Annotated in this window: 24 protein-coding genes and 5 tRNA genes; 6 read left to right on the top strand and 23 right to left on the bottom strand. The window is 71.5% G+C overall.

Going from position 1 to position 22,760, the window contains the following annotated elements; translation table 11 throughout:
* Nucleotides 1–11: 11 nt before the first annotated feature.
* From coaD to ACGF4C_RS32570, 4 genes are all read right to left on the bottom strand, one after another.
* Complete coding sequence (gene coaD, locus ACGF4C_RS32585) at nt 12–524, bottom strand: pantetheine-phosphate adenylyltransferase (protein WP_030414208.1); 513 nt, start codon at nt 522–524, stop codon at nt 12–14.
* The gene (gene rsmD / locus ACGF4C_RS32580; protein ID WP_393571180.1) at nt 521–1,120 is read right to left on the bottom strand and encodes a 16S rRNA (guanine(966)-N(2))-methyltransferase RsmD; all 600 of its coding nucleotides are present in this window, start codon (nt 1,118–1,120) and stop codon (nt 521–523) included. The genes coaD and rsmD overlap by 4 nt, the downstream gene beginning before the upstream one ends.
* A gap of 187 nt (nt 1,121–1,307) precedes the next feature.
* Nucleotides 1,308–4,268, bottom strand: a complete 2,961-nt coding sequence (locus ACGF4C_RS32575) for a helicase-related protein (protein ID WP_393571178.1) — start codon at nt 4,266–4,268, stop codon at nt 1,308–1,310.
* Between the two features lie 58 nt (nt 4,269–4,326).
* Nucleotides 4,327–6,012 (bottom strand): DAK2 domain-containing protein, encoded by a 1,686-nt coding sequence (locus tag ACGF4C_RS32570; protein ID WP_393571206.1) that lies wholly within the window; start codon nt 6,010–6,012, stop codon nt 4,327–4,329.
* Between the two features lie 234 nt (nt 6,013–6,246).
* On the opposite strand from ACGF4C_RS32570, the gene rpmB reads away from it, so the two are divergent.
* The gene (gene rpmB / locus ACGF4C_RS32565; RefSeq protein ID WP_006602870.1) at nt 6,247–6,432 is read left to right on the top strand and encodes a 50S ribosomal protein L28; all 186 of its coding nucleotides are present in this window, start codon (nt 6,247–6,249) and stop codon (nt 6,430–6,432) included.
* 96 nt (nt 6,433–6,528) lie between these two features.
* Here rpmB and thiD read toward each other — a convergent pair whose 3' ends face one another.
* Nucleotides 6,529–7,344, bottom strand: a complete 816-nt coding sequence (gene thiD, locus ACGF4C_RS32560) for a bifunctional hydroxymethylpyrimidine kinase/phosphomethylpyrimidine kinase (RefSeq protein WP_393571175.1) — start codon at nt 7,342–7,344, stop codon at nt 6,529–6,531.
* A gap of 32 nt (nt 7,345–7,376) precedes the next feature.
* A complete protein-coding gene (locus ACGF4C_RS32555; protein WP_030414213.1) occupies nt 7,377–8,345 on the bottom strand; it encodes a thiamine-phosphate kinase in 969 nt (322 codons plus the stop codon).
* 170 nt (nt 8,346–8,515) lie between these two features.
* Here ACGF4C_RS32555 and ACGF4C_RS32550 point away from each other — a divergent pair, with 170 nt between their 5' ends.
* Together ACGF4C_RS32550 and ACGF4C_RS32545 are read left to right on the top strand one after the other, a co-directional pair.
* Nucleotides 8,516–8,749, top strand: coding sequence for an Lrp/AsnC family transcriptional regulator (locus tag ACGF4C_RS32550; RefSeq protein WP_030414214.1), 234 nt, complete (start codon nt 8,516–8,518; stop codon nt 8,747–8,749).
* Nucleotides 8,750–8,758: 9 nt separating this feature from the next.
* Nucleotides 8,759–9,259, top strand: a complete 501-nt coding sequence (locus ACGF4C_RS32545) for a DUF3515 domain-containing protein (protein ID WP_393571172.1) — start codon at nt 8,759–8,761, stop codon at nt 9,257–9,259.
* A gap of 27 nt (nt 9,260–9,286) precedes the next feature.
* Here the strand turns inward: ACGF4C_RS32545 and ACGF4C_RS32540 are convergent, their stop codons facing one another.
* The 3 genes from ACGF4C_RS32540 to ACGF4C_RS32530 form a co-directional block, all read right to left on the bottom strand.
* Nucleotides 9,287–10,423 carry a D-alanine--D-alanine ligase family protein gene (locus ACGF4C_RS32540; protein ID WP_393571170.1) on the bottom strand — a complete coding sequence of 379 codons (1,137 nt, stop codon included), beginning with the start codon at nt 10,421–10,423 and terminating at the stop codon, nt 9,287–9,289.
* Between the two features lie 150 nt (nt 10,424–10,573).
* Nucleotides 10,574–11,575 (bottom strand): NAD(P)H-dependent glycerol-3-phosphate dehydrogenase, encoded by a 1,002-nt coding sequence (locus ACGF4C_RS32535; RefSeq protein ID WP_351536905.1) that lies wholly within the window; start codon nt 11,573–11,575, stop codon nt 10,574–10,576.
* Entirely contained in the window at nt 11,572–12,411 is an 840-nt protein-coding gene (locus ACGF4C_RS32530; RefSeq protein WP_393571168.1) for a lysophospholipid acyltransferase family protein, read from the bottom strand. Before ACGF4C_RS32530 ends, ACGF4C_RS32535 begins: the two co-directional genes overlap by 4 nt.
* Before the next feature lie 141 nt (nt 12,412–12,552).
* Between ACGF4C_RS32530 and cofC the strand changes: the two genes are divergently transcribed.
* Nucleotides 12,553–13,296 (top strand): 2-phospho-L-lactate guanylyltransferase, encoded by a 744-nt coding sequence (gene cofC, locus ACGF4C_RS32525; RefSeq protein ID WP_393571166.1) that lies wholly within the window; start codon nt 12,553–12,555, stop codon nt 13,294–13,296.
* Here the strand turns inward: cofC and ACGF4C_RS32520 are convergent.
* The 5 genes from ACGF4C_RS32520 to leuC form a co-directional block, all read right to left on the bottom strand.
* Nucleotides 13,277–13,480 (bottom strand): hypothetical protein, encoded by a 204-nt coding sequence (locus tag ACGF4C_RS32520; protein ID WP_030414220.1) that lies wholly within the window; start codon nt 13,478–13,480, stop codon nt 13,277–13,279. The two genes, cofC and ACGF4C_RS32520, sit on opposite strands and share 20 nt — an antisense overlap.
* A 98-nt stretch (nt 13,481–13,578) precedes the next feature.
* On the bottom strand, nt 13,579–14,232 hold the full coding sequence (locus ACGF4C_RS32515; RefSeq protein WP_030414221.1) for an HU family DNA-binding protein: 654 nt from the start codon (nt 14,230–14,232) through the stop codon (nt 13,579–13,581).
* A gap of 125 nt (nt 14,233–14,357) precedes the next feature.
* Nucleotides 14,358–14,603, bottom strand: a complete 246-nt coding sequence (locus tag ACGF4C_RS32510) for a hypothetical protein (RefSeq protein WP_030414222.1) — start codon at nt 14,601–14,603, stop codon at nt 14,358–14,360.
* A 135-nt stretch (nt 14,604–14,738) separates the two neighbouring features.
* A complete protein-coding gene (leuD, locus tag ACGF4C_RS32505; protein WP_393571163.1) occupies nt 14,739–15,332 on the bottom strand; it encodes a 3-isopropylmalate dehydratase small subunit in 594 nt (197 codons plus the stop codon).
* Nucleotides 15,333–15,335: 3 nt separating this feature from the next.
* The gene (gene leuC / locus ACGF4C_RS32500; RefSeq protein ID WP_393571161.1) at nt 15,336–16,760 is read right to left on the bottom strand and encodes a 3-isopropylmalate dehydratase large subunit; all 1,425 of its coding nucleotides are present in this window, start codon (nt 16,758–16,760) and stop codon (nt 15,336–15,338) included.
* A gap of 175 nt (nt 16,761–16,935) precedes the next feature.
* On the opposite strand from leuC, the gene ndgR reads away from it, so the two are divergent.
* The gene (gene ndgR / locus ACGF4C_RS32495) at nt 16,936–17,652 is read left to right on the top strand and encodes an IclR family transcriptional regulator NdgR (RefSeq protein ID WP_030414225.1); all 717 of its coding nucleotides are present in this window, start codon (nt 16,936–16,938) and stop codon (nt 17,650–17,652) included.
* A gap of 72 nt (nt 17,653–17,724) precedes the next feature.
* Here the strand turns inward: ndgR and ACGF4C_RS32490 are convergent, their stop codons facing one another.
* Nucleotides 17,725–18,204 (bottom strand): DUF4188 domain-containing protein, encoded by a 480-nt coding sequence (locus ACGF4C_RS32490; protein ID WP_393571158.1) that lies wholly within the window; start codon nt 18,202–18,204, stop codon nt 17,725–17,727.
* A gap of 90 nt (nt 18,205–18,294) precedes the next feature.
* On the opposite strand from ACGF4C_RS32490, the gene ACGF4C_RS32485 reads away from it, so the two are divergent.
* On the top strand, nt 18,295–18,942 hold the full coding sequence (locus ACGF4C_RS32485) for a MerR family transcriptional regulator (protein ID WP_393571156.1): 648 nt from the start codon (nt 18,295–18,297) through the stop codon (nt 18,940–18,942).
* Nucleotides 18,943–18,999: 57 nt separating this feature from the next.
* Here ACGF4C_RS32485 and ACGF4C_RS32480 read toward each other — a convergent pair.
* The 8 genes from ACGF4C_RS32480 to ACGF4C_RS32445 all read right to left on the bottom strand — a co-directional run bounded on the left by ACGF4C_RS32480 (nt 19,000) and on the right by ACGF4C_RS32445 (nt 22,690).
* Nucleotides 19,000–19,072, bottom strand: a tRNA-Glu gene (locus tag ACGF4C_RS32480).
* A gap of 41 nt (nt 19,073–19,113) precedes the next feature.
* Nucleotides 19,114–19,185: transfer RNA gene (locus ACGF4C_RS32475), tRNA-Gln, on the bottom strand.
* Nucleotides 19,186–19,201: 16 nt separating this feature from the next.
* Nucleotides 19,202–19,274, bottom strand: a tRNA-Glu gene (locus ACGF4C_RS32470).
* A gap of 84 nt (nt 19,275–19,358) precedes the next feature.
* Nucleotides 19,359–19,431: transfer RNA gene (locus ACGF4C_RS32465), tRNA-Glu, on the bottom strand.
* A gap of 21 nt (nt 19,432–19,452) precedes the next feature.
* Nucleotides 19,453–19,524 (bottom strand) — tRNA-Gln (locus ACGF4C_RS32460).
* A gap of 87 nt (nt 19,525–19,611) precedes the next feature.
* Complete coding sequence (locus ACGF4C_RS32455) at nt 19,612–20,337, bottom strand: HAD family hydrolase (protein ID WP_393571154.1); 726 nt, start codon at nt 20,335–20,337, stop codon at nt 19,612–19,614.
* Between the two features lie 96 nt (nt 20,338–20,433).
* Complete coding sequence (gltX, locus tag ACGF4C_RS32450; protein WP_393571152.1) at nt 20,434–21,924, bottom strand: glutamate--tRNA ligase; 1,491 nt, start codon at nt 21,922–21,924, stop codon at nt 20,434–20,436.
* A complete protein-coding gene (locus ACGF4C_RS32445) occupies nt 21,917–22,690 on the bottom strand; it encodes a fumarylacetoacetate hydrolase family protein (RefSeq protein ID WP_362140597.1) in 774 nt (257 codons plus the stop codon). The genes gltX and ACGF4C_RS32445 overlap by 8 nt, the downstream gene beginning before the upstream one ends.
* Between the last annotated feature and the right edge of the window lie 70 nt (nt 22,691–22,760).

Here is a 22,760-nt window from a genome sequence, read left to right as displayed (position 1 = left end):
GGGTGCGGTGATCAGCTCTTCTTGCGCAGCCGCTCGGTGAGCGCGTCGAGCACGAACGGCGGGACCAGGTGGGAGACGTCGCCACCCCAGGCGGCGACCTCCTTGACGAGGCTGGAGGAGAGGAAGCTGTAGGTGGGGTTGGTGGGGACGAACAGGGTCTCCACACCGGAGAGGCCGTTGTTCATCTGGGCCATCTGCAGCTCGTAGTCGAAGTCGCTGACCGCGCGCAGGCCCTTGACGATCGCGGGGATGTCGCGCTGCTTGCAGAAGTCGACGAGCAGGCCGTGGAAGGACTCGACCTGGACGTTGCCGTACTCGGCGGTGGCCCGGCGGATCAGGTCGATCCGCTCGTCGACCGTGAACAGCCCCTGCTTGGATTGGTTGATCATCACGGCCACATGGACGACGTCGTACAGCTTGGAGGCACGGGCGATGATGTCCAGGTGCCCATTGGTGATGGGGTCGAACGACCCCGGACAGACGGCGCGGCGCAACGCGGGTTCCTCGCTCTCCGATGCGGTCATGACACGCTTGCTGACGTCGGTTCGGCGGACGTCGGAGCGGCGCGACCGTACCAAAGCGTCCCCTCGCCGTAGCGACGGGCCTTGATCGCGGTGAAGCCGTCCGGCCACGGGAACGCGCCGCCTCTGGTGCTCCGTTCCACGGTGACGAGTGCGTCGCCGGTGAGCCACCCCTGACCACGGAGTGTGAGCAGGATCTCGCACAGCTCGGCGTCGCTCACCGCGTACGGCGGGTCCAGGAAGACGATGTCGTACGGGTCGCCGGGAGGCGGGGCGGCGGCGGTCTGTTCGGCCTTGCCGGGCCGCACCTCGACGCCCGGGAGGCCGACCGCGCGGACGTTGTCGCGGATGGTGCTGACGGCGCGGGCGTCGGCCTCCACCAGCAGGACGTGCGCCGCGCCGCGGGAGAGCGCCTCCAGTCCGACCGCGCCGGAACCGCCGTACAGATCGAGCACCCGGGCGCCGGTCAGCGGGCCGTCCAGCGACTCCCAGGTGGAGAACATGCCCTCGCGCGCCCGGTCGGAGGTCGGGCGGGTGCCGTTGCCGGGTGGTACGGCCAGGCGGCGGCCGCCGGCCGTACCGGCGATCACGCGGGTCATGGGCCCGTCCTTACGTCGTGCGGGGTGGAGGGGGTCGGCGGAGCCGTCTCGGGCTCCGTGCTCCACGATATTCCGTCGTCCGGCGGCGGGCGCCCGCCGGAGCCGTCCGGGCGGCCCCCCGGCCCGTGATCGTTCTCACGCGGCCGCGGGCGCCGCATCCACGGCACGGTCCGCCGTCCCGGCTCGCTCAGCCCTTGTCCAGGTACTGCTCCCGCTCCTCGTCCAGCAGGGCGGACAGCGCGATCCGCAGCTCCGGATAGCCGGTCAGTTCGGAGTCTTCGCCGACCAGCGCGGTGGCCTCCTCGCGGGCGGCGGCGATGATCTCCTCGTCGTCGATGACCGTGAGCATCCGCAGCGAGGAGCGGACGCCGGACTGCGCCTGACCCAGGACGTCGCCCTCGCGGCGCTGTTCCAGGTCGATCCGGGAGAGCTCGAAGCCGTCGAGGGTGCCGGCCACCGCGGCGAGCCGGGCCCGCGCCGGGCTGGCCTCGGGCATCTCACTGACCAGCAGGCACAGGCCGGGCGCCGAGCCGCGGCCGACCCGGCCGCGGAGCTGGTGCAGCTGGGAGACGCCGAACCGGTCCGCGTCCATGATCACCATGACGGTGGCGTTGGGGACGTTCACCCCGACCTCGATGACCGTCGTCGCGACCAGCACGTCCAGCTCGCCGGCCGCGAACGAGCGCATCACCTCGTCCTTGTCGTCCGGCGCCATCCTGCCGTGCAGCACCGCCACCCGCAGGCCGGCGAGCGGGCCCTTGGTGAGCTGGTCGGCGATGTCGAGCACCGCGAGCGGCGGGCGCTTCTCGGCGAGGTCCTCCGGCGAAGCCGCCTCGGCCGCCGCGCCCTTGCCGCCGGCCGCGCCCTTCTTGCCCGGTTTGGGCGCGTCCTCCTCATCGCCGATCCGCGGGCAGACCACGTACGCCTGGTGCCCGGCCTCGACCTCCTCGCGGACCCGCTCCCAGGTCCGGGCGAGGAAGTGGGGCTTGTCCTTCGCGGGCACCACATGGCTGGCGATCGGCGAGCGTCCGGCGGGGAGTTGGTCGAGGACGGAGGTCTCCAGATCACCGAAGACGGTCATCGCGACCGTCCGCGGGATCGGCGTCGCGGTCATCACCAGGAGGTGCGGCGGCTGCTTTCCCTTACCGCGCAGGGCGTCGCGCTGCTCGACGCCGAAGCGGTGCTGTTCGTCGACGACCACCAGCCCGAGGTCGTGGAACTGCACCTTGTCCTCGATCAGCGCATGCGTGCCGACGACGATGCCGGCCTCGCCGGTGACCAGGTCGAGCAGCGCCTGCCGGCGGGCCGCGGCACCCATGGAACCGGTCAACAGCACCACCTTAATGCCGTGTTCGGCACCGCCCAGCATCCCTCCCTCGGCCAACTCCCCCATCATGTCCGTGATCGAGCGGTGGTGCTGCTGGGCGAGCACCTCGGTGGGCGCCAGCATCGCGGCCTGGCCACCACTGTCGACGACCCCGAGCATGGCGCGCAGCGCGACCATGGTGTTGTGCGTGACGGTGAAGTGGTCGGTCACATAGGCGTGCGAGGGGTGCGCGACGCTGATGCACTGGACGGGCTTGCGGCCCACGTGCTCGATGGCGCGGACGGCGCGCCGCAGGCCCGGAGCGTCACCGGCTCCCTCCTCGGGCAGCGTGACGTGGACGTCGTACGTGCCCGCCCCGGTGTCGTGCAGTCGGGCCGCGCCGCCCAGGGAGCGCACCAGCCAGGCGAGGTCGTCGGCGAGCGGGCCGGGCGCGGCGCGGAACGTGTCCCCGCTGCCGGAAGCCTCTCCCCCGGCCTCCAGCAGGCCCCGCAGTACGGCCTGCCGGTCCTTGACGGGGGCGTTGCGGTAGGCGGCCGGCAGGCCCTCCTCGGGGAGGGAACGGCCCAGGCGGTACGGGTCGAGCGGGCGCTCCCCGCCGTCGTCGAGGTCGACGGGGGTGGCGGGGGCGATGGACCACCGGGGGCGGCCTTCGGCGTCCAGCAGGCCGGCCCGTAGCTCGCGGGTCGTCAGCACCCGCTCGCCCGGGTCGCGGGATCCGACGATCCACAGGTGCTCGTCGTCGCACTCGACGGTGGAGCCGTCCGACAGGACCAGTCGCCACACCTCGCGCTCCCCCTGCGGGAAGACGCCGTCCACCACGGCGCGCTCGCCGCTGGGCACCACCACTTCGGTGCCGACGGTCATCTCCCCCATGGGCCGGAAGCCGCCCGGGGTGAGCACCAGGGCGTCCAGCGGCTGGGCCTTGCCGGAGCCGACCTCGCCCTGGAGGAGGCGGTGCATGGGGTGTTCGGTCGCCAGGTCGTCGAAGATCTCCCGGCTGACCTTCTGCTGGCCTTCGGTGAGCGTGAACGGGAGCTCGGCGTCGAACGCGTCGAGGATGCCGTCCTTGACCAACTGGCGTGCCACGGCCGGGAGTTGGGTGTCGGCCAGGCGTCTGCGGGCCAGCGCGACCTGCATCACGAACGCCTCGTCCCACTTCAGCCGGTCCCGCGCGTCGGCGATGTCGGCCTTGCTGCCCGGCCGGTGGATCTTCAGCAGCGCCTCGGTGAGCGGTACCAGCGACCGGCCCTCGCGCAGCGCCTCGGGCAGCGGGTCGACGGCGTCCCGGGCGCTGGGCAGCACCGCGTCGACCGCCTTGGTGATCTTCCAGGAGGCCATCTGCTGGCAGGCCGGGTAGATCGGGATGAGCTGATTGGCGAACGCGTCCACGGCGTCGCCTTCGGTGTCGCCGTCCAGGAGCGCGTATTCGGGGTGGGCGAGCTGGAGTTTGCGGTTGAAGACGGAGACCTTGCCGGCGAACATCGCGCGGCGTCCGGGCAGCAGTTCCTTGTGCGGCTTGTGGATGCCCTTGCCGAAGAAGACCAGCTGGAGCCGGCCGCTGCCGTCCGTGAGCGTCACTTCGAGGCGCTGTCCGCGGCCGGCGTTGAACTTGTGCACCCGGGCGTCGGCGACCCTGGCGACGACCGTGACGTGTTCGTCCAGCGGGAGGTCGGAGAGGCGGGTCAGCTCGCCGCGCTCGGCGTAGCGGCGGGGGTAGTGGTGCAGCAGGTCCCCGACCGTATGCAGGTCGAGATGCTCGGCCAGCACCTTTGCGGTGGTGCCGCCGAGGATTTTCTTCAGGGGTTCGTCGAGCGCAGCCACGGGTCTATTGCACACCACGCCTCTGACAATTGCGCCGGTCCCGGCCGTCGGGGCGCCGTCACTCCACGCCGATGAGCAGCGGGGCGGTGCGCTGGCCGCCGTCGTAGACGACCGTGTCGACGGCGAGGTGGCGCTCGCGGACGTGCCGTTCCAGCCGCTCGGCGAGGGCGGCGGGCGCCCCGGCGCCGAGGACCAGGGTCACCATTTCGCCGCCCGCGGACAGCATCCGGTCCAGCACCGTCATGGCGGTGAGGGTGAGGTCCGAGCCGATCACCGCGACGTCGCCGTCGATCAGGCCGAGGACGTCGCCGGCCTGGCAGACGCCCGCCATGGTCCACGACTGCCGTTCGGCGAGGGCGAGCTCGGCGTAGCGGGTGGCGCCGGCGGCGGAGGTCATGGCGACCGCGTCCTCGTCGAAGCTGCGGTCCGGCTCGTGCACGGCCAGCGCGGCGATGCCCTGGACGGCGGCGCGGGTGGGGATCACCGCGACCCGGACGCCTTCGGTGCGGGCCTGTTCGGCGGCGGCCGCGGCGGTGTGCCGGAGTTCGGGGTCGTTGGGCAGCAGCATGACCTCGCGGGCGTGGGCCTGCCGGATCGCCTGCACCAGTTCGCCGCTGGCGGGGGGCTCCCCGGGGCGTACGGTGACCGCGGTCGCGCCGGCGTCGGCGCACAGGCCGGCGAGCCCGGCGCCCGGCACCACCGCGACCACGGCCCGCGGTGCCAGCGCCGGCTCCTTGGTGCGGCCGCCGCCGAAGTGCGTGATGCGGATCCGGTACGGGCGGCCGGCCTCGATGCCGGCCTCCACGGCGGCGCCCGCGTCGTCGACGTGGACGTGGACGTGCCACAGCCCGTCCCCGCCGACCACCACCAGGGAGTCGCCGAGGCCGTCGAGCCGGGTGCGCAGCCGCGACACGGCCTCGTCCGCCGCCTCCAGCAGGTAGATCACCTCGAAGGCGGGCCCGCCGGGTTCCGCGCAGCCGTCGGCCGCCGTGTGTGCCGCGACGTCGCAGCCGGCGGCCTCGGGGAGCGGGGCGTCGGCCCGTACGGCGACGGGGGTGGCGGTGACCTCTCCGGAGAGCGCGTCGGCGAGCGCGCCCAGCAGGGCCACGAGCCCGCAACCGCCGGCGTCCACGACGCCCGCCCGGCCGAGGACCGCCAGCTGCCCGGGGGTCGCCTGCAGGGCCGTACGGGCCCCTTCGTGGGCGGCGCGGGCGACCGCGGCGGCGTCCCCGGCCTCGCCGGCCGCGCGTTCGGCGGCGTCGGCGGCGGCGGTCGCCACCGTCAGGACGGTGCCCTCCACGGGGTGGGCGACGGCCTCGTACGTGGAGGCGGCGGCCCTGCGCAGGGCCCGGCGCAGGGCCTCGGCCGCCCCGTCACCGGTCGCGGTGTCCGTGCCTTCCGTGCCTTCCGTGCCGGCGTCGGCCGCCAGGACGTCGGTCATGCCGCGCAGCAGCTGCGCCAGGATGGTGCCGGAGTTCCCCCGCGCTCCTATCAGGGCGCCGTGTGCCATCGCGCCGATCGCGTCGGCGAGGCCGGGGGCGGTGCCCGCCGAGGCGTGGCCGTCGAAGGCGGCCTCGACGGCCCGGGCCGCGGATTCCAGCGTCAGATAGAGGTTGGTGCCGGTGTCGCCGTCGGCCACCGGGTAGACGTTGATCGCGTCGATCCGCTCGCGTTCCCGGCCGAGCGCCTCCAGCGCCAGTCCGCACCAGGAGCGGACCGCGGCGGCGTCGAGCGGGTACGGCACATCGTCCTCCTGGGTCACGGGCTGCACCGCACAGTAGCCGCGCACCGGTGGGGAGGCCGGGGCGGGGGCCGGGGGGTGCGTGATAGTTTCGTTCTACGGGAGCGGTCGTTGTATGCTGCTCCGGTTGCCCGATGAGAATCGGGCCATTTCCTCTCCTGACGGTCGCCGGTCGGGCAATGCACTCGGCCCGTCGGGATTTCACCGTAAGTGCATCTGAAGTCTTTGGAGTGACCCGTGGCTGCCAACTGCGACGTCTGCGGCAAGGGGCCGGGCTTCGGCAAGAGTGTCTCGCACTCGCATCGCCGTACCAACCGTCGTTGGAACCCCAACATCCAGACGGTGCGTGCAGTGATCGGGCGCACGCCGAAGAAGCTGAACGCCTGCACCTCGTGCATCAAGGCCGGCAAGGTCTCGCGCTGACGCCTTAGTCGTAGCGCAGCCGGCCGGTTGCCTGGGAAGCCGGTCCACCCTCGGGTGGGCCGGCTTTTGCCATTCCGGTGCCGCCGCGGGCGGGCTTCAGCGCCCGTCGCCGAGCCGCCAGCCGTGGTCGACCGGCCCGATGCCGCCACCGAGCCGGAAGCCGGCCGCGATCGCGCCGGTGACGTAGTCCTTCGCCGCCGCGGCGGCCTGGGGGACGGAGTCGCCCTTGGCCAGCTGAGCGGCGAGCGCGCTGGCGAGGGTGCAGCCGGTGCCGTGGGTGTGCCGGTTGTCGTGGCGCGGGGCGCGCAGCCAGTGCTCCTCGGTGCCGTCGGTGAGCAGGTCGACGGCACTGCCGCCGCCTCCGTCCGCCGCCGTGAGGTGGCCGCCCTTGATGAGCGCCCAGCGCGGTCCGAAGTCCAGGACGGCGGCGGCGGCCCGGCGCATGTCGGCCTCCTCCCGGACGTGCACACCGGTGAGCTGGGCCACCTCGTCGAGGTTGGGGGTGGCGACGGTGGCCGTCGGCAGCAGCTTGGTGCGCACCGCGTCCAGGGCGCTCGCGGCGAGCAGTGCGTCCCCGTGTTTGGAGACGCCCACGGGGTCGACGACGACCGGGGCGTCCAGCCCGGCGAGCAGTTCGGCGACGGTCTCGACGAGTTCCGCCGAGGAGAGCATGCCGGTCTTGACCGCCTGGACACCGATGTCGTCGACGACGCTGCGGAACTGGGCGCGGACGGCCTCGGCGGGCAGGTCCCACGCGCCCTGCACGCCCAGGGAGTTCTGTGCGGTGACGGCGGTGAGCACGCTCATGCCGTGGGTGCCGAGCGCCAGCATCGTCTTCAGGTCGGCCTGGATGCCCGCGCCGCCGCCGGAGTCGGACCCGGCGACGGTCAGGACGCGTGGAGGTATGTGCATGCCGGCGAATCTACCCGCCCGCCGCCGGTGGCCTACTCGGCGTCGGCGTTGTCCCCGAAGTGGTCCCAGCCGGCCTTCAGCCAGGGCGCGCCGTCCACGGTGACCTGCGGCAGCGCGGAGGGGTGGAGGACCTCGCCGATGACCTTCCACCGGGCGGGCAGCTTCACGTCCGGCGGGAACGTGGCCACGATCGCGTGGTCCTCGCCGCCGTTGAGCACCCACTGCATCGGGTCCACGCCGACCGCGGTGCCGATGTCGGACATCTGCGTGGGGATGTCGATCGCGGCGGACCGCAGGTCGATCCGGACCTTGCTGGCCTCGGCGATGTGCCCGAGGTCGGCGACCAGCCCGTCGCTGACGTCGGTCATGGCGGTGGCGCCGAGCCCGGCGGCCGCGGGGCCGGCGTGGTACGGCGGTTCGGGGCGGCGGTGCGCCTCCACGAAGGCGCGCGGCGAGCGGAAGCCGCGGGAGAGGACCGCGTGCCCGGCGGCGGACCAGCCGAGCCAGCCGGTCACCGCGACCACGTCGCCGGGCTGGGCGCCGGCCCGGGTGACCGGTTCCTGGTTGCGCAGGTCGCCGAGGGCGGTGATGGCGACGGTGATGGTGTCGCCGCGGACGACGTCACCGCCGACGACCGCGGCGCCGGCCACCTGGCACTCGTCGCGCAGCCCGTCCATCAGCTCGGTCGGCCAGGTCGCGGGGAGTTCCGCGGGCACGACCAGGCCCAGCAGGATCGCGGTGGGCACCGCGCCCATCGCCGCGATGTCGGCGAGGTTCTGCGCGGCGGCCTTGCGGCCGACGTCGTAGGCGGTGGACCAGTCGCGGCGGAAGTGCCGGCCCTCCAGGAGGACGTCGGTGCTGGCGACCACCCTCCGGTCCGGCGCGGTGACCACCGCGGCGTCGTCCCCCGGCCCGATCCGTACCGCCGGAGTGGACGTGAGCCGGGAGGTGAGCTCCCTGATCAGACCGAACTCCCCCAGCTCGCCCACGGTGCCCTTCATGCTGTTGCCCTTCTCATGTGTACGGGCCGTTGTACGGACGGTCCGTACGTGGCTGACGGTTGCGCCGCACCTGCCGTGTTCACCGCGCGGGTCTCCCCGCTCCGCACGGTGACGCGGTACCGTGGCGTCCCTTCTTCCCCCATGATCCTCGTAGCCGCCCTGGAGGTTCCGTGGTACAGGCCTACATCCTGATCCAGACCGAGGTCGGCAAGGCCTCGGCCGTCGCGGAGGTGATCTCGAAGATCCCCGGTGTGCTGCAGGCCGAGGACGTCACCGGTCCGTACGACGTGATCGTGCGCGCACAGGCCGACACCGTCGATGAGCTGGGCCGCATGGTGGTGGCGAAAGTCCAGCAAGTGGAGGGCATCACGCGCACCCTGACCTGCCCGGTCGTTCATCTCTAGCTCCCCCGTATGCTCGGCCGGGTGATCTCTTCGCGTCGGCGGTGCCGCCCGTTCCTGGCCGTTGCCCTGCTCACCGTGGCGTTCGCCGCGGTGAGCTGTTCGTCTTCCGAGGACGTGGCCGTCCCGTCCCCCCGGGGCGAGGCGGCGCGGCACTGCCGGGCACTCCATGAGGAACTCCCGCGGACCGTCGACGGACTGAAGCGGCATTCCGCCGAGCCCGTCTCCGACTTCACCGCCGTCTGGGGCGACCCCGCCGTGCAACTGCGCTGCGGGGTGCCGAAGCCGGACGTCCTGAGACACGGGAGTGAACATTACAACCCCAACCCGGAGGCGGCGGAAGTCAACGGCGTCCGGTGGCTCTTCGAGAAGCAGGACGACGGCTACCGCTTCACGACCGTGCTGCGCAAGGTGTACGTCGAGGTGACCGTGCCCGGGAAGTACGCCCCCGAGGTCGATGTACTCCCCGACCTCGCGGGCGCGGTGAAGAAGACCATCCCCGCGGGCGTCTAGCCCTCCCGGCGCCGGCCGGCCGCGGTCCTAGCGCAGGCCGGTCGAGCGCTGCAGCGCCGCCTGCAGGAGGCGGTCGATCAGCTCCGGGTAGCTCACTCCGCTCTCCTGCCACATCCGCGGGTACATCGAGATGGGCGTGAAGCCGGGGAGCGTGTTGATCTCGTTGATCACGAACTCGCCGTTGTCCTGCAGGAAGAAGTCCGCACGGACCAGGCCCTCGCAGGACGCCGCCTCGAAGGCCGCGACGGCCAGTTCCCGGACCTTCGCGGTCTGCTCGGCGGTCAGCGGGGCCGGCACGATGCCGGCGGCCGAGTCGATGTACTTGGCCTCGAAGTCGTAGAAGTCGTGCGCGGTGACCGGCGGGATCTCGGCCGGCACGCTGGCCCGCGGCCCGTCCTCGAACTCCAGCACCCCGCACTCGATCTCGCGGCCGCTGAGCAGCGATTCCACCAGGATCTTGGGATCGTGCCGGCGGGCCTCCTCGATGGCCTCGTCCAGGCCCTCCAGGCCGTCGACCTTGCTGATGCCCATGGACGAGCCGGCCCGGGCGGGCTTCACGAAGAGCGGCCAGCCGTGTTCGGCGGCGAAGTCCACGATCTTCTTGCGGGCCGCCGAGGGGTCCTTCTCCCACTCCCGGGGGCGGATGACCTCGTAGGGGCCGACCGGCAGCCCGAAGGAGGTGAACACCCGCTTCATGTAGTCCTTGTCCTGGCCGACCGCGGAGGCCAGGACGCCCGAGCCGACGTAGGGCACGCCGGAGAGCTCCAGGAGGCCCTGCAGGGTGCCGTCCTCGCCGTACGGGCCGTGCAGGACGGGGAAGACCACGTCGACCTCGCCGAGCGCCTTGGGCACCGCGCCCGGCTCCGTGTAGACCACCTCGCGGTTGGACGGGTCGACGGGGAGCACCACTCCGCCCTCGGTGGACTCGGCGAGCTCGGCCACGCTGGGCAGCCGCCGGTCCGTGATGGCCATCCGCTCGGGGTCGTCGGCGGTGAGCGCCCAGCGGCCGTCGGTGGTGATGCCGATGGGCAGCACGTCGTACTTGTCGCGGTCGATGGCGCGCAGTACGGCTCCGGCGGTGACCACGGAGATGGCGTGCTCGGAGCTGCGCCCGCCGAACACGACGGCGACGCGGGGCTTGTGGGAGGAGGTCTGGCTGCTCATATCGCGTTGAGGGTACCTGCTGACCGGCGCGGCGTCAGTGCGGCGGCCGCCGTTGGTGGCGTGGCGGCGGCGCCCGCCGCGGGCGGCGGGGTTTTCGTGCCGGTTCGGTGCTGCTTCGGTGCCGTTCTGGTGCCGTTTCGGTGCGGCTTTTCAGTGCCGCTCGGACTTGGCGCTGCGCGCCATCAGCTCCTTGAGGGCCACCAGCGGCGGCTTGCCGTCGTGGACGATGGACACCACCGTCTCGGTGAGCGGCATGTCGACGCCGTGCCTGCGGGCCAGATCCAGTACGGATTCGCAGGACTTGACGCCCTCGGCGGTCTGCTTGGTGACCGCGATGGTCTCCTCCAGCGTCATGCCGCGGCCGAGGTTGGTGCCGAAGGTGTTGTTGCGGGACAACGGCGAGGAGCAGGTGGCGACGAGGTCTCCCATGCCGGCCAGCCCGGCGAAGGTGTGCGCGTCGGCGCCCATGGCGAGGCCGAGCCGGGTGGTCTCGGCGAGTCCGCGGGTGATCAGCGACGCCTTGGCGTTGTCGCCCAGGCCCATGCCGGTGGCGATGCCGACGGCGAGCGCGATGACGTTCTTGACGGCGCCGCCCAGTTCGCAGCCCACCACGTCGGTGTTGGTGTACGGGCGGAAGTATGAGGTGTGGCAGGCGGTCTGCACCCGGCGGGCGACCGCCTCGTCGGCGCAGGCGACGACCGCGGCGGCGGGCTGCCGGGCCGCGACCTCCTTGGCGAGGTTGGGGCCGGTGACCACCGCGACCCTTTCGGCGGGGGCCTTGGCGACCTCCTCGACGACCTCGCTCATGCGCTTGGCCGTGCCCAGTTCGACGCCCTTCATCAGGGAGACCAGGATCGTGTCGGCGGGCAGCAGGGGCGCCCATTCGGCGAGGTTTCCGCGCAGCGTCTGGGACGGCACGGCCAGGACGGTGAACTCCGCGTCCCGGGCCGCCCGTGCCGGGTCCGTGGTGGCCCGTACGGCCTCGGGGAGCTCGACGCCGGGCAGGTAGTCGGGGTTGGTACGGCCGTTGTTGATGGCGTCGACCAGGGCCGCGCGGCGCCCCCACAGGGTCACCTCGCATCCCGCGTCGGCGAGCACCATCGCGAATGCGGTGCCCCAGGACCCCGTGCCGTAGACGGCGCAGCGCGTCACTTGCCTTCATCCTCCTGTGCCTGCTGGGTGCTTCGGGCCTGCTGGGGGGCGCCGGCGCCTTCGGTGGCGGCGGCCGGCCCGGCGGCGGCCTTGGCGGCCTCGCGGGCGGCCCGGCGTTCCTGGGCGATGGCCTTGCGCCAGTCGTACGGTGCGGCCGGTGCGCTCTCGCCGCGCAGCTGGGCCAGCTGCTCGGTGATCGCACTCATGATGAGGTCGGTGACGGCGCGCAGCACCTCAGCGGTCGGTTCCTGGTCGTAGTAGGCGCTCAGGTCGACCGGCGGCCCCGCTTTGACCCGCAGCGTCTTGCGCGGGAGCAGCTGGAGCTTCTTCTCCTTGGCGTACGGCGGCATCGCGTCGTTGGCGCCCCACTGGGCGACCGGGATGACCGGGGCCTTGGTCAGCAGCGCGACCCGCGCGGCACCGGTCTTGCCCTGCATCGGCCACAGCTCGGGGTCCCGGGTGAGGGTGCCCTCGGGGTAGAAGGCGACGCATTCGCCCTTGTGGATGGCGGTGACGGCGGCACGGAACGCGTTGGCGGCGTCGGTGGTTTCCCGGTAGACCGGGATCTGTCCGGTGCCGCGCATCATCAGGCCGACAAAGCCGCTCTTGAAGAGTCCGGCCTTGGCCAGGAATCGGGGGACCCGCCCGGTGTTGTACTGATAGTGCGCATAGGAGAGCGGGTCGAGATAGGAGTTGTGGTTGACCGCGGTGATAAATCCGCCGTCGGCCGGAATGTGCTCCATTCCCTGCCAGTCCCGCTTGAACAGAACCAAGAGCGGCGGTTTGCAGATGACCGCGGCCAAGCGGTACCAGAAGCCGATTCTGCGGCGGGACACTGGGACACCCTCCTTGTGGGGACCTGCGTAGCTGCTACGGGCCGGCAGCCGCACAAGTGTCGCCCCAGGTACCCGCTATGTCGAGGACACCGTAACCCCGGCGCTCCCCCGGGTCGTCGGCGGCGGGTGAGAATGGCGCGGATGCGAAGAGACGGAGCGGATGGCGAGACGGCGGCGGCCTGGAGCCTGGTGGTGCCGCTGAAACCGCTGGTGCGGGCCAAGAGCAGGCTCGCCGGGGCCGCCGGGGAGGACTTCAGGCCGCGGCTGGCCCTGGCCTTCGCCCTGGACACCGTGGCAGCCGCGCTGGCCTGCGCCGATGTGCGCGATGTGGTGGTTGTCACGGACGACCGGCTGGCCGCCGAGCGGCTCGCGGCGCTGGGGGCGCGGATCGTGCCCGACACTCCGGCGGGCGGACTGAACGCGGCGCTGGCGCACGGTGCACAGGCGGTGCGGGCGGGTCGTCCGGGCGCGCCGGTGGCCGCGCTGAACGCGGATCTTCCCGCGCTGCGCCCGGCCGAGCTGGCCCGGGTGCTCCATTCCGCCGCGCTATTTCCCCGTGCATTTCTCGCGGATGCGGCGTATTTCGGGACAACACTTCTGACCGCGAGTTCCGGGGTGGAATTGGCACCGGCATTCGGTGGTGCCTCGCGGGCCCGTCATCTGGCGTCGGGGGCGCAGGAGATCACCGCGCCGGACGTGCCGTCGGTGCGCCGGGACGTGGACACCGGCGAGGATCTGCTGGCCGCGCTGGCGCTGGGCGTGGGCCCGCACACGGCGCGGCAGGCGCCGCCGGTGACGTGGACGGCTGCGGGGGCGGGCGGCGCCGGGGCCGGCGCGCAGCCGTCCGGGCCGGTGCCGCCGCAGGTCAGAGCGTCTGGAGGGTGACCAGGTCGATGTGCCGGGCGTCGCCTTCCCCGGTGACCTCGATCCGGACCCGCTGACCGGGCCGGAGCAGCAGCAGCCCGCCGGCGTCGAAGGCGGCCGCGTCGAAGGGCAGCGGGGTGCCGTCGTCGAGCAGCACGCTGCCGGAGCGGGTCTGGGGGTCGTACGTGTACGCGGTGGCCTGCATGGGAGAGAGCCTAGACGGCGGCCGGGGCCGGAAAGCACCGCGGGCCGGGCTCCCCGGAGGGAGACCGGCCCGACGCATGGCGTCGCCGCTGCTGTGGGTCACCGCTTGCGGGCGGTGGTCTTCTTCGCGGTGGTCTTGCGCGCGGTGGCCTTCTTGGCGGGAGCCTTCTTCGCCGTGGCCTTCTTCGCGGGCGCGGTCTTCTTGGCCGTCGCCTTCTTCGCGGTGGTCTTCTTGGCCGGGGTCGCCTTCTTGGCTGCGGCCTTGGCGGGGGCCTTCTTCGCCGTCGTCTTCTTGGCGGTGACCTTCTTCGCGGGGGTGGTCTTCTTCGCGGCGGCCTTCTTCGCCGGCGCCGCCTTCTTGGCGGTGGCCTTCTTGGCGGTGGCCTTCTTCGCCGCGGCCTTCTTGATCGCGGTGCCGCCGGTGAGGCTGCCCTTGGGGGCCTTCTTGACGGAGACCTCGCCGCCCTTGGGGAGCTTCTTCGAGCCGCTCACCAGGTCCTTGAAGCCCTGACCGGCGCGGAAGCGCGGCACCGAGGTCTTCTTGACCCGCACCCGCTCACCCGTCTGCGGGTTGCGGGCGTAACGGGCCGGGCGGTCGACCTTCTCGAACGAGCCGAATCCGGTGACCGAAACGCGGTCGCCGGAGACCACTGCACGGACGATCGCGTCGAGTACGGCATCGACCGCGTCCGCGGCGTTCTGGCGGCCGCCGAGCTTGTCGGCAATGGCTTCTACGAGCTGCGCCTTGTTCACGTCTTCCCCTTCGGAGACATTGCTGGAAGGAAAGTTTCCAAGCTTTTTCGCACGTTAGGCAGATATATACCGCAAATCAAACACGAAACGGGCTAATCACCCTTGTGCCGCAACGAACTCGACCTTCACGGACTTCCGTCGGCGTGCACATCTTCGGGATAACGACCTTCGTCGAGGTCTTCCATGAACCACTCCAGACGCCGTGCCGCGTCCGCAAGATCGTGTTTAGCCGCGGCCGTGATGACGAGCAGCTTCCGGGTCAGCGCCATCCGTACGCCCTCCGGGACTTGCAGTGTCCGCACTCTTGCGTGTGCGTCCTTGAGTCGGTCGGCGACGACGCCGTAGAGCTGGAGTTGGTCGTCGCGTTCCATGCGCTAATTGTGCCATCTGCGGCGAGTTGTCGCTTCACGGGGCCTCAACAGCCGTCTCGACAAGCCGATGCGCCCCCTGCCAACTGCACAGGGGGCGCATCGTACGCAATAACGCTTTGAGCCAAAAACCCGAGGTCAGACCTCGATGGTACGCGGCTTGAACGACGGGCGATTCGCCTCGTACGCCACGATTGACGGCTCCTCCCGAAGGGTGAGGCTGATGTCGTCCAGCCCCTCCAGCAGACGCCAACGGGCGTTCTCGTCCAGCTCGAAGTCCGCGCTGATGCCCTCCGCCCGGACCTGCCGGTCCACGAGGTCGACGGTCACCTCGGCGGCCGGGTCGGCCTCCACCAGCTTCTGCAGCCGGTCCACCGTCTCCTGCGGCAGGACCACCGTCAGCAGGCCGTTCTTGAGGGAGTTGCCGCGGAAGATGTCCGCGAACCGCGAGGAGATGACGGCCTTGAAGCCGTAGTTCTGCAGCGCCCAGACGGCGTGCTCACGCGAGGATCCGGTGCCGAAGTCGGGGCCGGCGACGAGCACCGTGGCGCCTTTGTACTGCGGCTTGTTGAGGACGAACTCGGAGTCCTTGCGCCAGGCCTCGAACAGGCCGTCCTCGAAGCCGTCGCGGGTGACCTTCTTCAGCCAGTGGGCCGGGATGATCTGGTCGGTGTCCACGTTGCTGCGGCGCAGCGGGACGGCCCGGCCGGTGTGGGTGGTGAAAGCTTCCATGGTTCAGACTCCCGCGGGCGTGGCGACGTCGGACAGGTCGGCCGGTGAGGCCAGATGGCCGAGAACCGCCGTTGCGGCGGCCACCTGCGGCGAGACCAGGTGCGTACGACCGCCCTTGCCCTGGCGGCCCTCGAAGTTGCGGTTGGAGGTGGACGCGGAGCGCTCACCGGGCGCCAGCTGGTCGGGGTTCATGCCCAGGCACATCGAGCAGCCCGCGTGCCGCCATTCGGCGCCCGCCTCGGTGAAGACCTTGTCCAGGCCCTCGGCGACGGCCTCCAGGGAGACCCGGACCGAGCCGGGGACGATCAGCATCCGCACGCCGTCGGCGACCTTGCGGCCCTGCAGGATCGCGGCCGCGGAGCGCAGGTCCTCGATGCGGCCGTTGGTGCACGAACCTACGAAGACGGTGTCCACGGTGATCTCGCGCAGCGGCTGACCCGCCGTCAACCCCATGTATTCCAGGGCCTTTTCGGCGGCGTGGCGCTCCGAGGCGTCCTCGTACGAAGCCGGGTCGGGGACGCTCGCCGAAAGCGGGGCGCCCTGGCCCGGGTTGGTGCCCCAGGTGACGAACGGCGCCAGCGAGGCGGCGTCGATGTGCACCTCGGCGTCGAAGACCGCGTCGTCGTCGGTGCGCAGCGTCTTCCAGTACTCGACCGCGGCGTCCCAGTCCGCACCCTTGGGGGCGTGGTCGCGGCCCTGGAGGTAGTCGAAGGTGGTCCGGTCCGGGGCGATCATGCCGGCCCGGGCGCCCGCCTCGATCGACATGTTGCAGATGGTCATCCGGGCCTCCATCGAGAGCTTCTCGATGGCCGGGCCGCGGTATTCGATGACGTATCCCTGGCCGCCGCCGGTGCCGATCTTGGCGATGATCGCCAGGATCAGGTCCTTGGCGGTCACGCCCTCCGGCAGCTCGCCGTCGACGGTGATCGCCATCGTCTTGAACGGGGCCAGCGGCAGCGTCTGGGTGGCCAGTACGTGCTCGACCTGGCTGGTGCCGATGCCGAACGCCAGCGCGCCGAAGGCGCCGTGGGTGGAGGTGTGGCTGTCACCGCAGACCACGGTGGTGCCGGGCTGGGTCAGTCCCAGCTGGGGGCCCACGACGTGGACGACGCCCTGCTCGACGTCGCCGAGCGGGTGCAGCCGGACGCCGAACTCGGCGCAGTTCTTGCGCAGCGTCTCCAGCTGGGTGCGCGAGACCGGGTCGGCGATCGGCTTGTCGATGTCGAGGGTCGGGGTGTTGTGATCCTCGGTGGCGATGGTCAGGTCCGTCCGGCGCACCTGGCGGCCGGCCTTGCGGAGGCCGTCGAACGCCTGCGGGCTGGTGACCTCGTGCAGCAGGTGCAGATCAATGAAGAGGAGGTCGGGCTCGCCTTCCGCGCGCCGGACGACATGGTCGTCCCAGACCTTCTCCGCGAGTGTCCGTCCCATCGCTTTCCCTCCGGCCGGCCGCAGTGCCGGCCTTGCTCGTCCATGCGCGATCGCCCGCAGAACTCCCCCTGCCGGGCCTTACGCCGGGCCCTGGTCGAGGGCCACATCTACAGACTGACGACTTCCCTGGAAAATTGAACTTGCGTTTCACAGTGTGAGACGCGAGTATCGTTGCATGGACAACTCTAGCGGCGTCGGCGTTCTCGACAAGGCAGCTCTGGTTTTGAGCGCCCTGGAGTCCGGTCCGGCCACCCTCGCCGGGCTGGTCGCGGCGACAGGGCTTGCACGACCCACGGCCCACCGGCTGGCCGTGGCTCTGGAACACCACCGGATGGTGGCGAGGGACATGCAGGGCCGGTTCATCCTGGGCCCACGGCTCTCCGAGCTGGCCGCGGCGGCCGGCGAGGACCGCCTGCTGGCCACGGCCGGGCCGGTACTGACCCACCTGCGCGATGTGACGGGCGAGAGCGCCCAGCTCTATCGCCGGCAGGGCGACATGCGGATCTGCGTGGCGGCGGCCGAGCGGCTGTCCGGACTGCGGGACACCGTCCCGGTCGGCTCCACGCTCCCGATGAAGGCCGGCTCCGCCGCGCAGATCCTGATGGCCTGGGAGGAGCCCGAGCGGCTGCACCGCGGCCTCCAGGGCGCCCGCTTCACGGCAACCGCCCTGTCCGGCGTACGGCGCCGCGGCTGGGCCCAGTCGATCGGTGAGCGGGAGCCCGGCGTGGCCTCGGTCTCCGCGCCCGTACGCGGCCCCTCGAACCGCGTGGTGGCCGCCGTCTCGGTCTCCGGACCGATCGAGCGGCTGACCCGCCACCCGGGCCGGATGCACGCCCAGGCGGTCATCGACGCGGCCGCCCGGCTCTCCGAGGGCCTGCGCCGCAACGGCTGAACGACGCGGCACGCCCCCGGTCCCGCACGGCGGGACGCGCCCGGGACCGGGGCCGGGCGGCCGCGCCCCGGCTCAGGCCGCCAGCCGCTCGGCCGCCCGCTCCCCGCGACGGGCGACCGGCACGACCCCGCGGGCCGCGCCCAGTCCGCGCGGCGGCATGTTCGCGTAGATGGTCTCGTACGAGCCCGCCGGGACGACATAGGTCTCGTGCCAGATGCCGACGTGGCCCCACCCCTCCCGTGCCCGCCGGTTGAAGGCGGCCCAGGCCGGCCGGTGCGCACCATTCTGGTCGCTCGCGTAGGCCAGCAGCTTCTCCTTGGACTCCCAGTACTGCACGACCCCGAATTCCCGCAGCCCGGGCAGCGGGCGGTAGCCGAGCAGGCCCCGCTCCGGGTCCTGTGCCAGCTCCTTCATCATCGGTGGCATCGCCCGGAGCACCGGCAGCCAACTGCGCACCGCCCGCCAGTTGTTGATCCGCATGCCGATGAGGAAGACCACCACCTCCCCGGTCCCGTCCGCCGTCATCCGTCCCTGCACCGGCTTGCCGCTCATCACAGCCCCCTTGGTCACGCCGAACGATGTTGGATAGCGACACTATCCATGCTTGGATAGTGTCACTCTCCAAGAAGGGATGCAAGAGGTATGCGACTGGCGGAGCTCAGCGAGCGCAGCGGGGTGTCCACCGCGACGATCAAGTACTACCTTCGCGAGCGGCTGCTGCCGCCCGGCCGCCCGGTCACCGCCACCCAGTCCGAGTACGACGAGGACCACCTGCGCCGGCTGCGGCTGATCCGGGCGCTGATCCAGGTCGGCCGGGTCCCGGTGAGCACCGCCCGGGACGTCCTGGCCGCCGTCGACGACGACTCCCGCGACCAGCACTCCCGCCTCGGCGCGGCCGTCGAGGCCCTCCCGCACGGCCCGCGGCCCGACGAGGCCGACCCGGCGACCGACGCGGCCCGGCACATCGCCACCGACCTGCTGCGCCGCGTCGGCTGGCACTTCAACCTGGGGATCGCCGAGCACTCCGGCGCCTTCCGCATGCTCGTCGCCGCGGTCGCCGCACTGCACCGCCTGGGCTACCCCTGCGACACCGCCCACCTGCTGCCCTACGCCCGCCAGGCGGCCGAGCTCGCCGTCGTCGACCTGGACCTGGTCGAGGAGTACGAGACCCCCGCGGAGCAGATGGAGGCGGCGGTGGCCCTGACGGTGCTCTACGAGCCGGTGCTGCTCGGCCTGCGCCGGCTGGCCGAGGCCGAGGAGTCCAACCGGCGCTTCAGGGCGGGCCGTTGAACCCCCGGGAACAGCGGAAAGGCCCCCCGCGCGACGCGGAGGGCCTTCCCTTGTGCGTACCCCCGACCGGATTCGAACCGGCGCTACCGCCTTGAGAGGGCGGCGTGCTAGGCCGCTACACAACGGGGGCAAGATTTCCTGCAGTTGAGCCTGTCACGAGGACATGCTGCGCTGGGCTACCAGGACTCGAACCTAGACTAAATGAACCAGAATCACTCGTGCTGCCAATTACACCATAGCCCATGGTGGTTTAGACCAGTACCCCCGACCGGATTCGAACCGGCGCTACCGCCTTGAGAGGGCGGCGTGCTAGGCCGCTACACAACGGGGGCCCTAGCGATCCCATCCGGCCGGAGCCGGATGTTGTCACCGCAATATCACCGGGAGCGACCCTGGTGATCAACGGGATGGATCCGTACCCCCGACCGGATTCGAACCGGCGCTACTGCCTTGAGAGGGCAGCGTGCTAGGCCGCTACACAACGGGGGCTTTGCAGATGAGCTCTGCGAGCTGGCCTACCAGGACTCGAACCTAGACTAACTGAACCAGAATCAGTCGTGCTGCCAATTACACCATAGGCCATCAAAGCGCAACCCCCTGCGGGGGTGGTATTTGACTTACGCTTCCCGGCCGGGCCTCTCGGCCCTCTCGGGCGGCGCAGGAAGAACATTACCTGATCGTGGACGGGGCTCCAAAACCGATAACCCCGTGCAGCAGCTCGGGCAGCTCAGCCAGGCTCGCGATCCGCCGCACCCCGGCCGGCAGCTCTCCGCCGGCGCCCGTACGGTCCAGCCAGACGGCGCCCAGCCCGGCGTCCCGGGCGCCGAGCGCGTCGATGTCGAGCCGGTCGCCGACGTAGACCACCTCTTGGGGCCCGAGGCCCAGCGCGGCACAGGCACCGTGGAAGGCCTCCGCCGCGGGCTTGGCGTGCCCCAGCTCGTCCGCGCACAGCACCGCCTCGAAGTGGGTGCGGATGCCCAGCCTGGTCAGCTTGCGCTCCTGGTTGGCGACGGAGGAATTGGACAGCACGGCCTGCCGCACCAGGGGCGCCAGCGCCGTCAGCGCGGGCGCGGAGTCCGGGAAGAGCGCCCAGGAGGCTTCGTAGTGCGCGATGTACTTCGCGAACCAGGCGTCCGCCTCCGCGTCGCTGAGCGCGACGCCGAGGAACGTCCGGGCCCGTTCCCTGCGGTGGTCGAGGAAACCCAGCTCACCGGCGAGGAAGCGGGCGAACTCGGTCTCCATGGCCGCGCGCCACCGTGTCAGCGCCGCCTCCTCGCCCCCATAGGCGGCCAGCAGTCCTTCGGCGCGCAGGTGCCGCAGCGCACCGGCGCGGTCCGACCCGCTGTAGTCGAAGAGGGTGTCGTCGATGTCCCACAGGACGGCACGGAGGGGCATGACGGCAATCTAACGCGCCGGGGCCGTGCCGGGAGGAAATATGCCGAGGGCCCGGAAGCCGGGACGGCTTCCGGGCCCTCGGGCGCCCGTAGGGGGTCAGCCGGCCAGCTTGGCCAGCGCGGCGTCGATGCGGGCGATGGTGCGCTCCTTGCCGAGGACTTCGAGGGACTCGAAGAGCGGCAGGCCGACCGTGCGGCCGGTGACGGCCACCCGGACCGGGGCCTGGGCCTTGCCGAGCTTGAGGCCGTGCTCCTCACCGGCGGCCAGGACGGCCTCCTTGAGGGGCTCGGGGCCGGCGTTCCAGTCGGCCGCGGCGAGCTTGGCCCGGGCGGTGGTGAGCAGGGCCACCGGGTCACCCTTCATGGCCTTGGTCCAGGACGCCTCGTCCTCCACCGGCTCCGTGCGGAACAGGAAGTCGACGTTGGCGGTGATGTCGGACAGGACCGTGAGGCGGGTCTGGGCGTGCGGGGCGATCGCGCGCCAGGCGGCCTCGTCGAAGTCCGCCGGCTCCCAGTTGGCGAACGGGGCCTTCAGCCAGGGCTCGCACCGCTTGATGAAGTCCTCGACGTCCAGCTGCCGGATGTGGTCGGCGTTGATCGCCTCGGCCTTCTTCAGGTCGAAGCGGGCCGGGTTGGCGTTGACGTCCGCGATGTCGAACTTCTCGATCAGCTCGGACACCGAGAAGATGTCCTGGTCGGCGGAGAACGACCAGCCGAGCAGCGCGAGGTAGTTGAGCAGGCCCTCGGGCAGGAAGCCGCGCTCGCGGTAGAGGTTGAGCGAGGCCTGCGGGTCGCGCTTGGAGAGCTTCTTGTTGCCCTCGCCCATGACGTACGGCAGGTGGCCGAACTCGGGGATCGACGAGGCGACGCCCAGCTCGATCAGCGCCTTGTACAGGGCGATCTGGCGGGGGGTCGAGGAGAGCAGGTCCTCGCCGCGCAGGACGTGGGTGATGCCCATCAGGGCGTCGTCGACCGGGTTGACCAGGGTGTAGAGGGGCGCTCCGTTGGCCCGGACGATGCCGTAGTCCGGGACGTTGTCCGGCGTGAAGGTCAGCTCGCCGCGGACCAGGTCGGTGAAGGTGATCGGCTCGTCGGGCATCCGGAAGCGGATGATCGAGCTGCGGCCCTCGGCCTCGTACGCGGCCTTCTGCCCGTCGGTCAGCTCGCGGCAGGTGCCGTCGTAGCCGGAGGGCCGGCCGGCCTTGCGGGCGGCCTCGCGGCGCTCGTCGAGCTCCTCGGTGGTGCAGTAGCAGGGGTACGCGTGACCGGCGGCGAGCAGCTTCTCGGCGATGTCCTTGTAGCGGTCCATCCGCTGGGACTGGCGGTACGGCGCGTGCGGGCCGCCGACCTCGGGGCCTTCGTCCCAGTCGAAGCCGAGCCAGTGGAAGGAGTCCAGCAGCTGGTTGTAGGACTCCTCGGAGTCGCGGGCCGCGTCGGTGTCCTCGATCCGGAAGACCAGGGTGCCCTTGTGGTGCCGCGCGTAGGCCCAGTTGAACAGGGCGGTGCGGATCAGGCCCACATGGGGGTTACCGGTCGGGGAGGGACAGAAACGTACGCGGACGGGGGTGCCGGGGGTCGCGTTAGCCACGCTTGATCACCTTGTTGGTGAGAGTGCCGATGCCTTCGATGGTGACGGCGACCTCGTCGCCGACGTTGAGGGGGCCGACCCCGGCCGGGGTGCCCGTGAGGATGACGTCGCCGGGGAGCAGGGTCATCGCCTCGGTGATGTGGACGATCAGGTCCTCGATCGGGCGGACCATGTCGCTGGTGCGGCCGAGCTGGCGCTGTTCGCCGTTGACCGTGCACTGGATCGCCAGGCCGGCGGCGACGTCGGCGGGGTCCAGCCCGGTCTCGACCCAGGGGCCGAGGGGGCAGGAGCTGTCGAAGCCCTTGGCCCGGGCCCACTGCTTCTCGCGCTGCTGGACGTCGCGCGCGGTGACGTCGTTGGCGCAGGTGTAGCCGAGGATGACGTCCTTGGCGCGGTCCCGGGGCACCTCGCGGCACATCCGCCCGATGACGACGGCGAGCTCCGCCTCGTGGTGCACCTCCTGGGAGAAGGAGGGGTAGGCGATGGGGTCGCCGGGGCCGATCACCGAGGTGGACGGCTTGAAGAAGGTGACCGGTACGTCCGGGACGGCGTTGCCCAGCTCGGCGGCGTGTTCGGCGTAGTTGCGGCCCACGCAGACGACCTTGTTGGGCAGCACGGGGGGCAGCAGCCGGACCTTGTCGAGGGGAACCTTCTGGCCCGAGCGCTCGAATTCCGCGAAGGGATGACCCTTGATGACGTCGAGTTCGTCGCCTTCGAGGACGCCGAAGCCGACGTTGCCGTCGATGGAGAATCTGGCGATGCGCACGGGTGCCGCTGCCCCTCAGTGATCATTGACCGGAGTTGACACTCCAGGCTATCGCCCCTGTTCGGGCGCG

This window comes from Streptomyces sp. NPDC048197 (assembly GCF_043202395.1).
Lineage (GTDB): Bacteria > Actinomycetota > Actinomycetes > Streptomycetales > Streptomycetaceae > Streptomyces > Streptomyces siderophoricus.
This window is presented reverse-complemented; position numbering and strand designations above follow the sequence as displayed.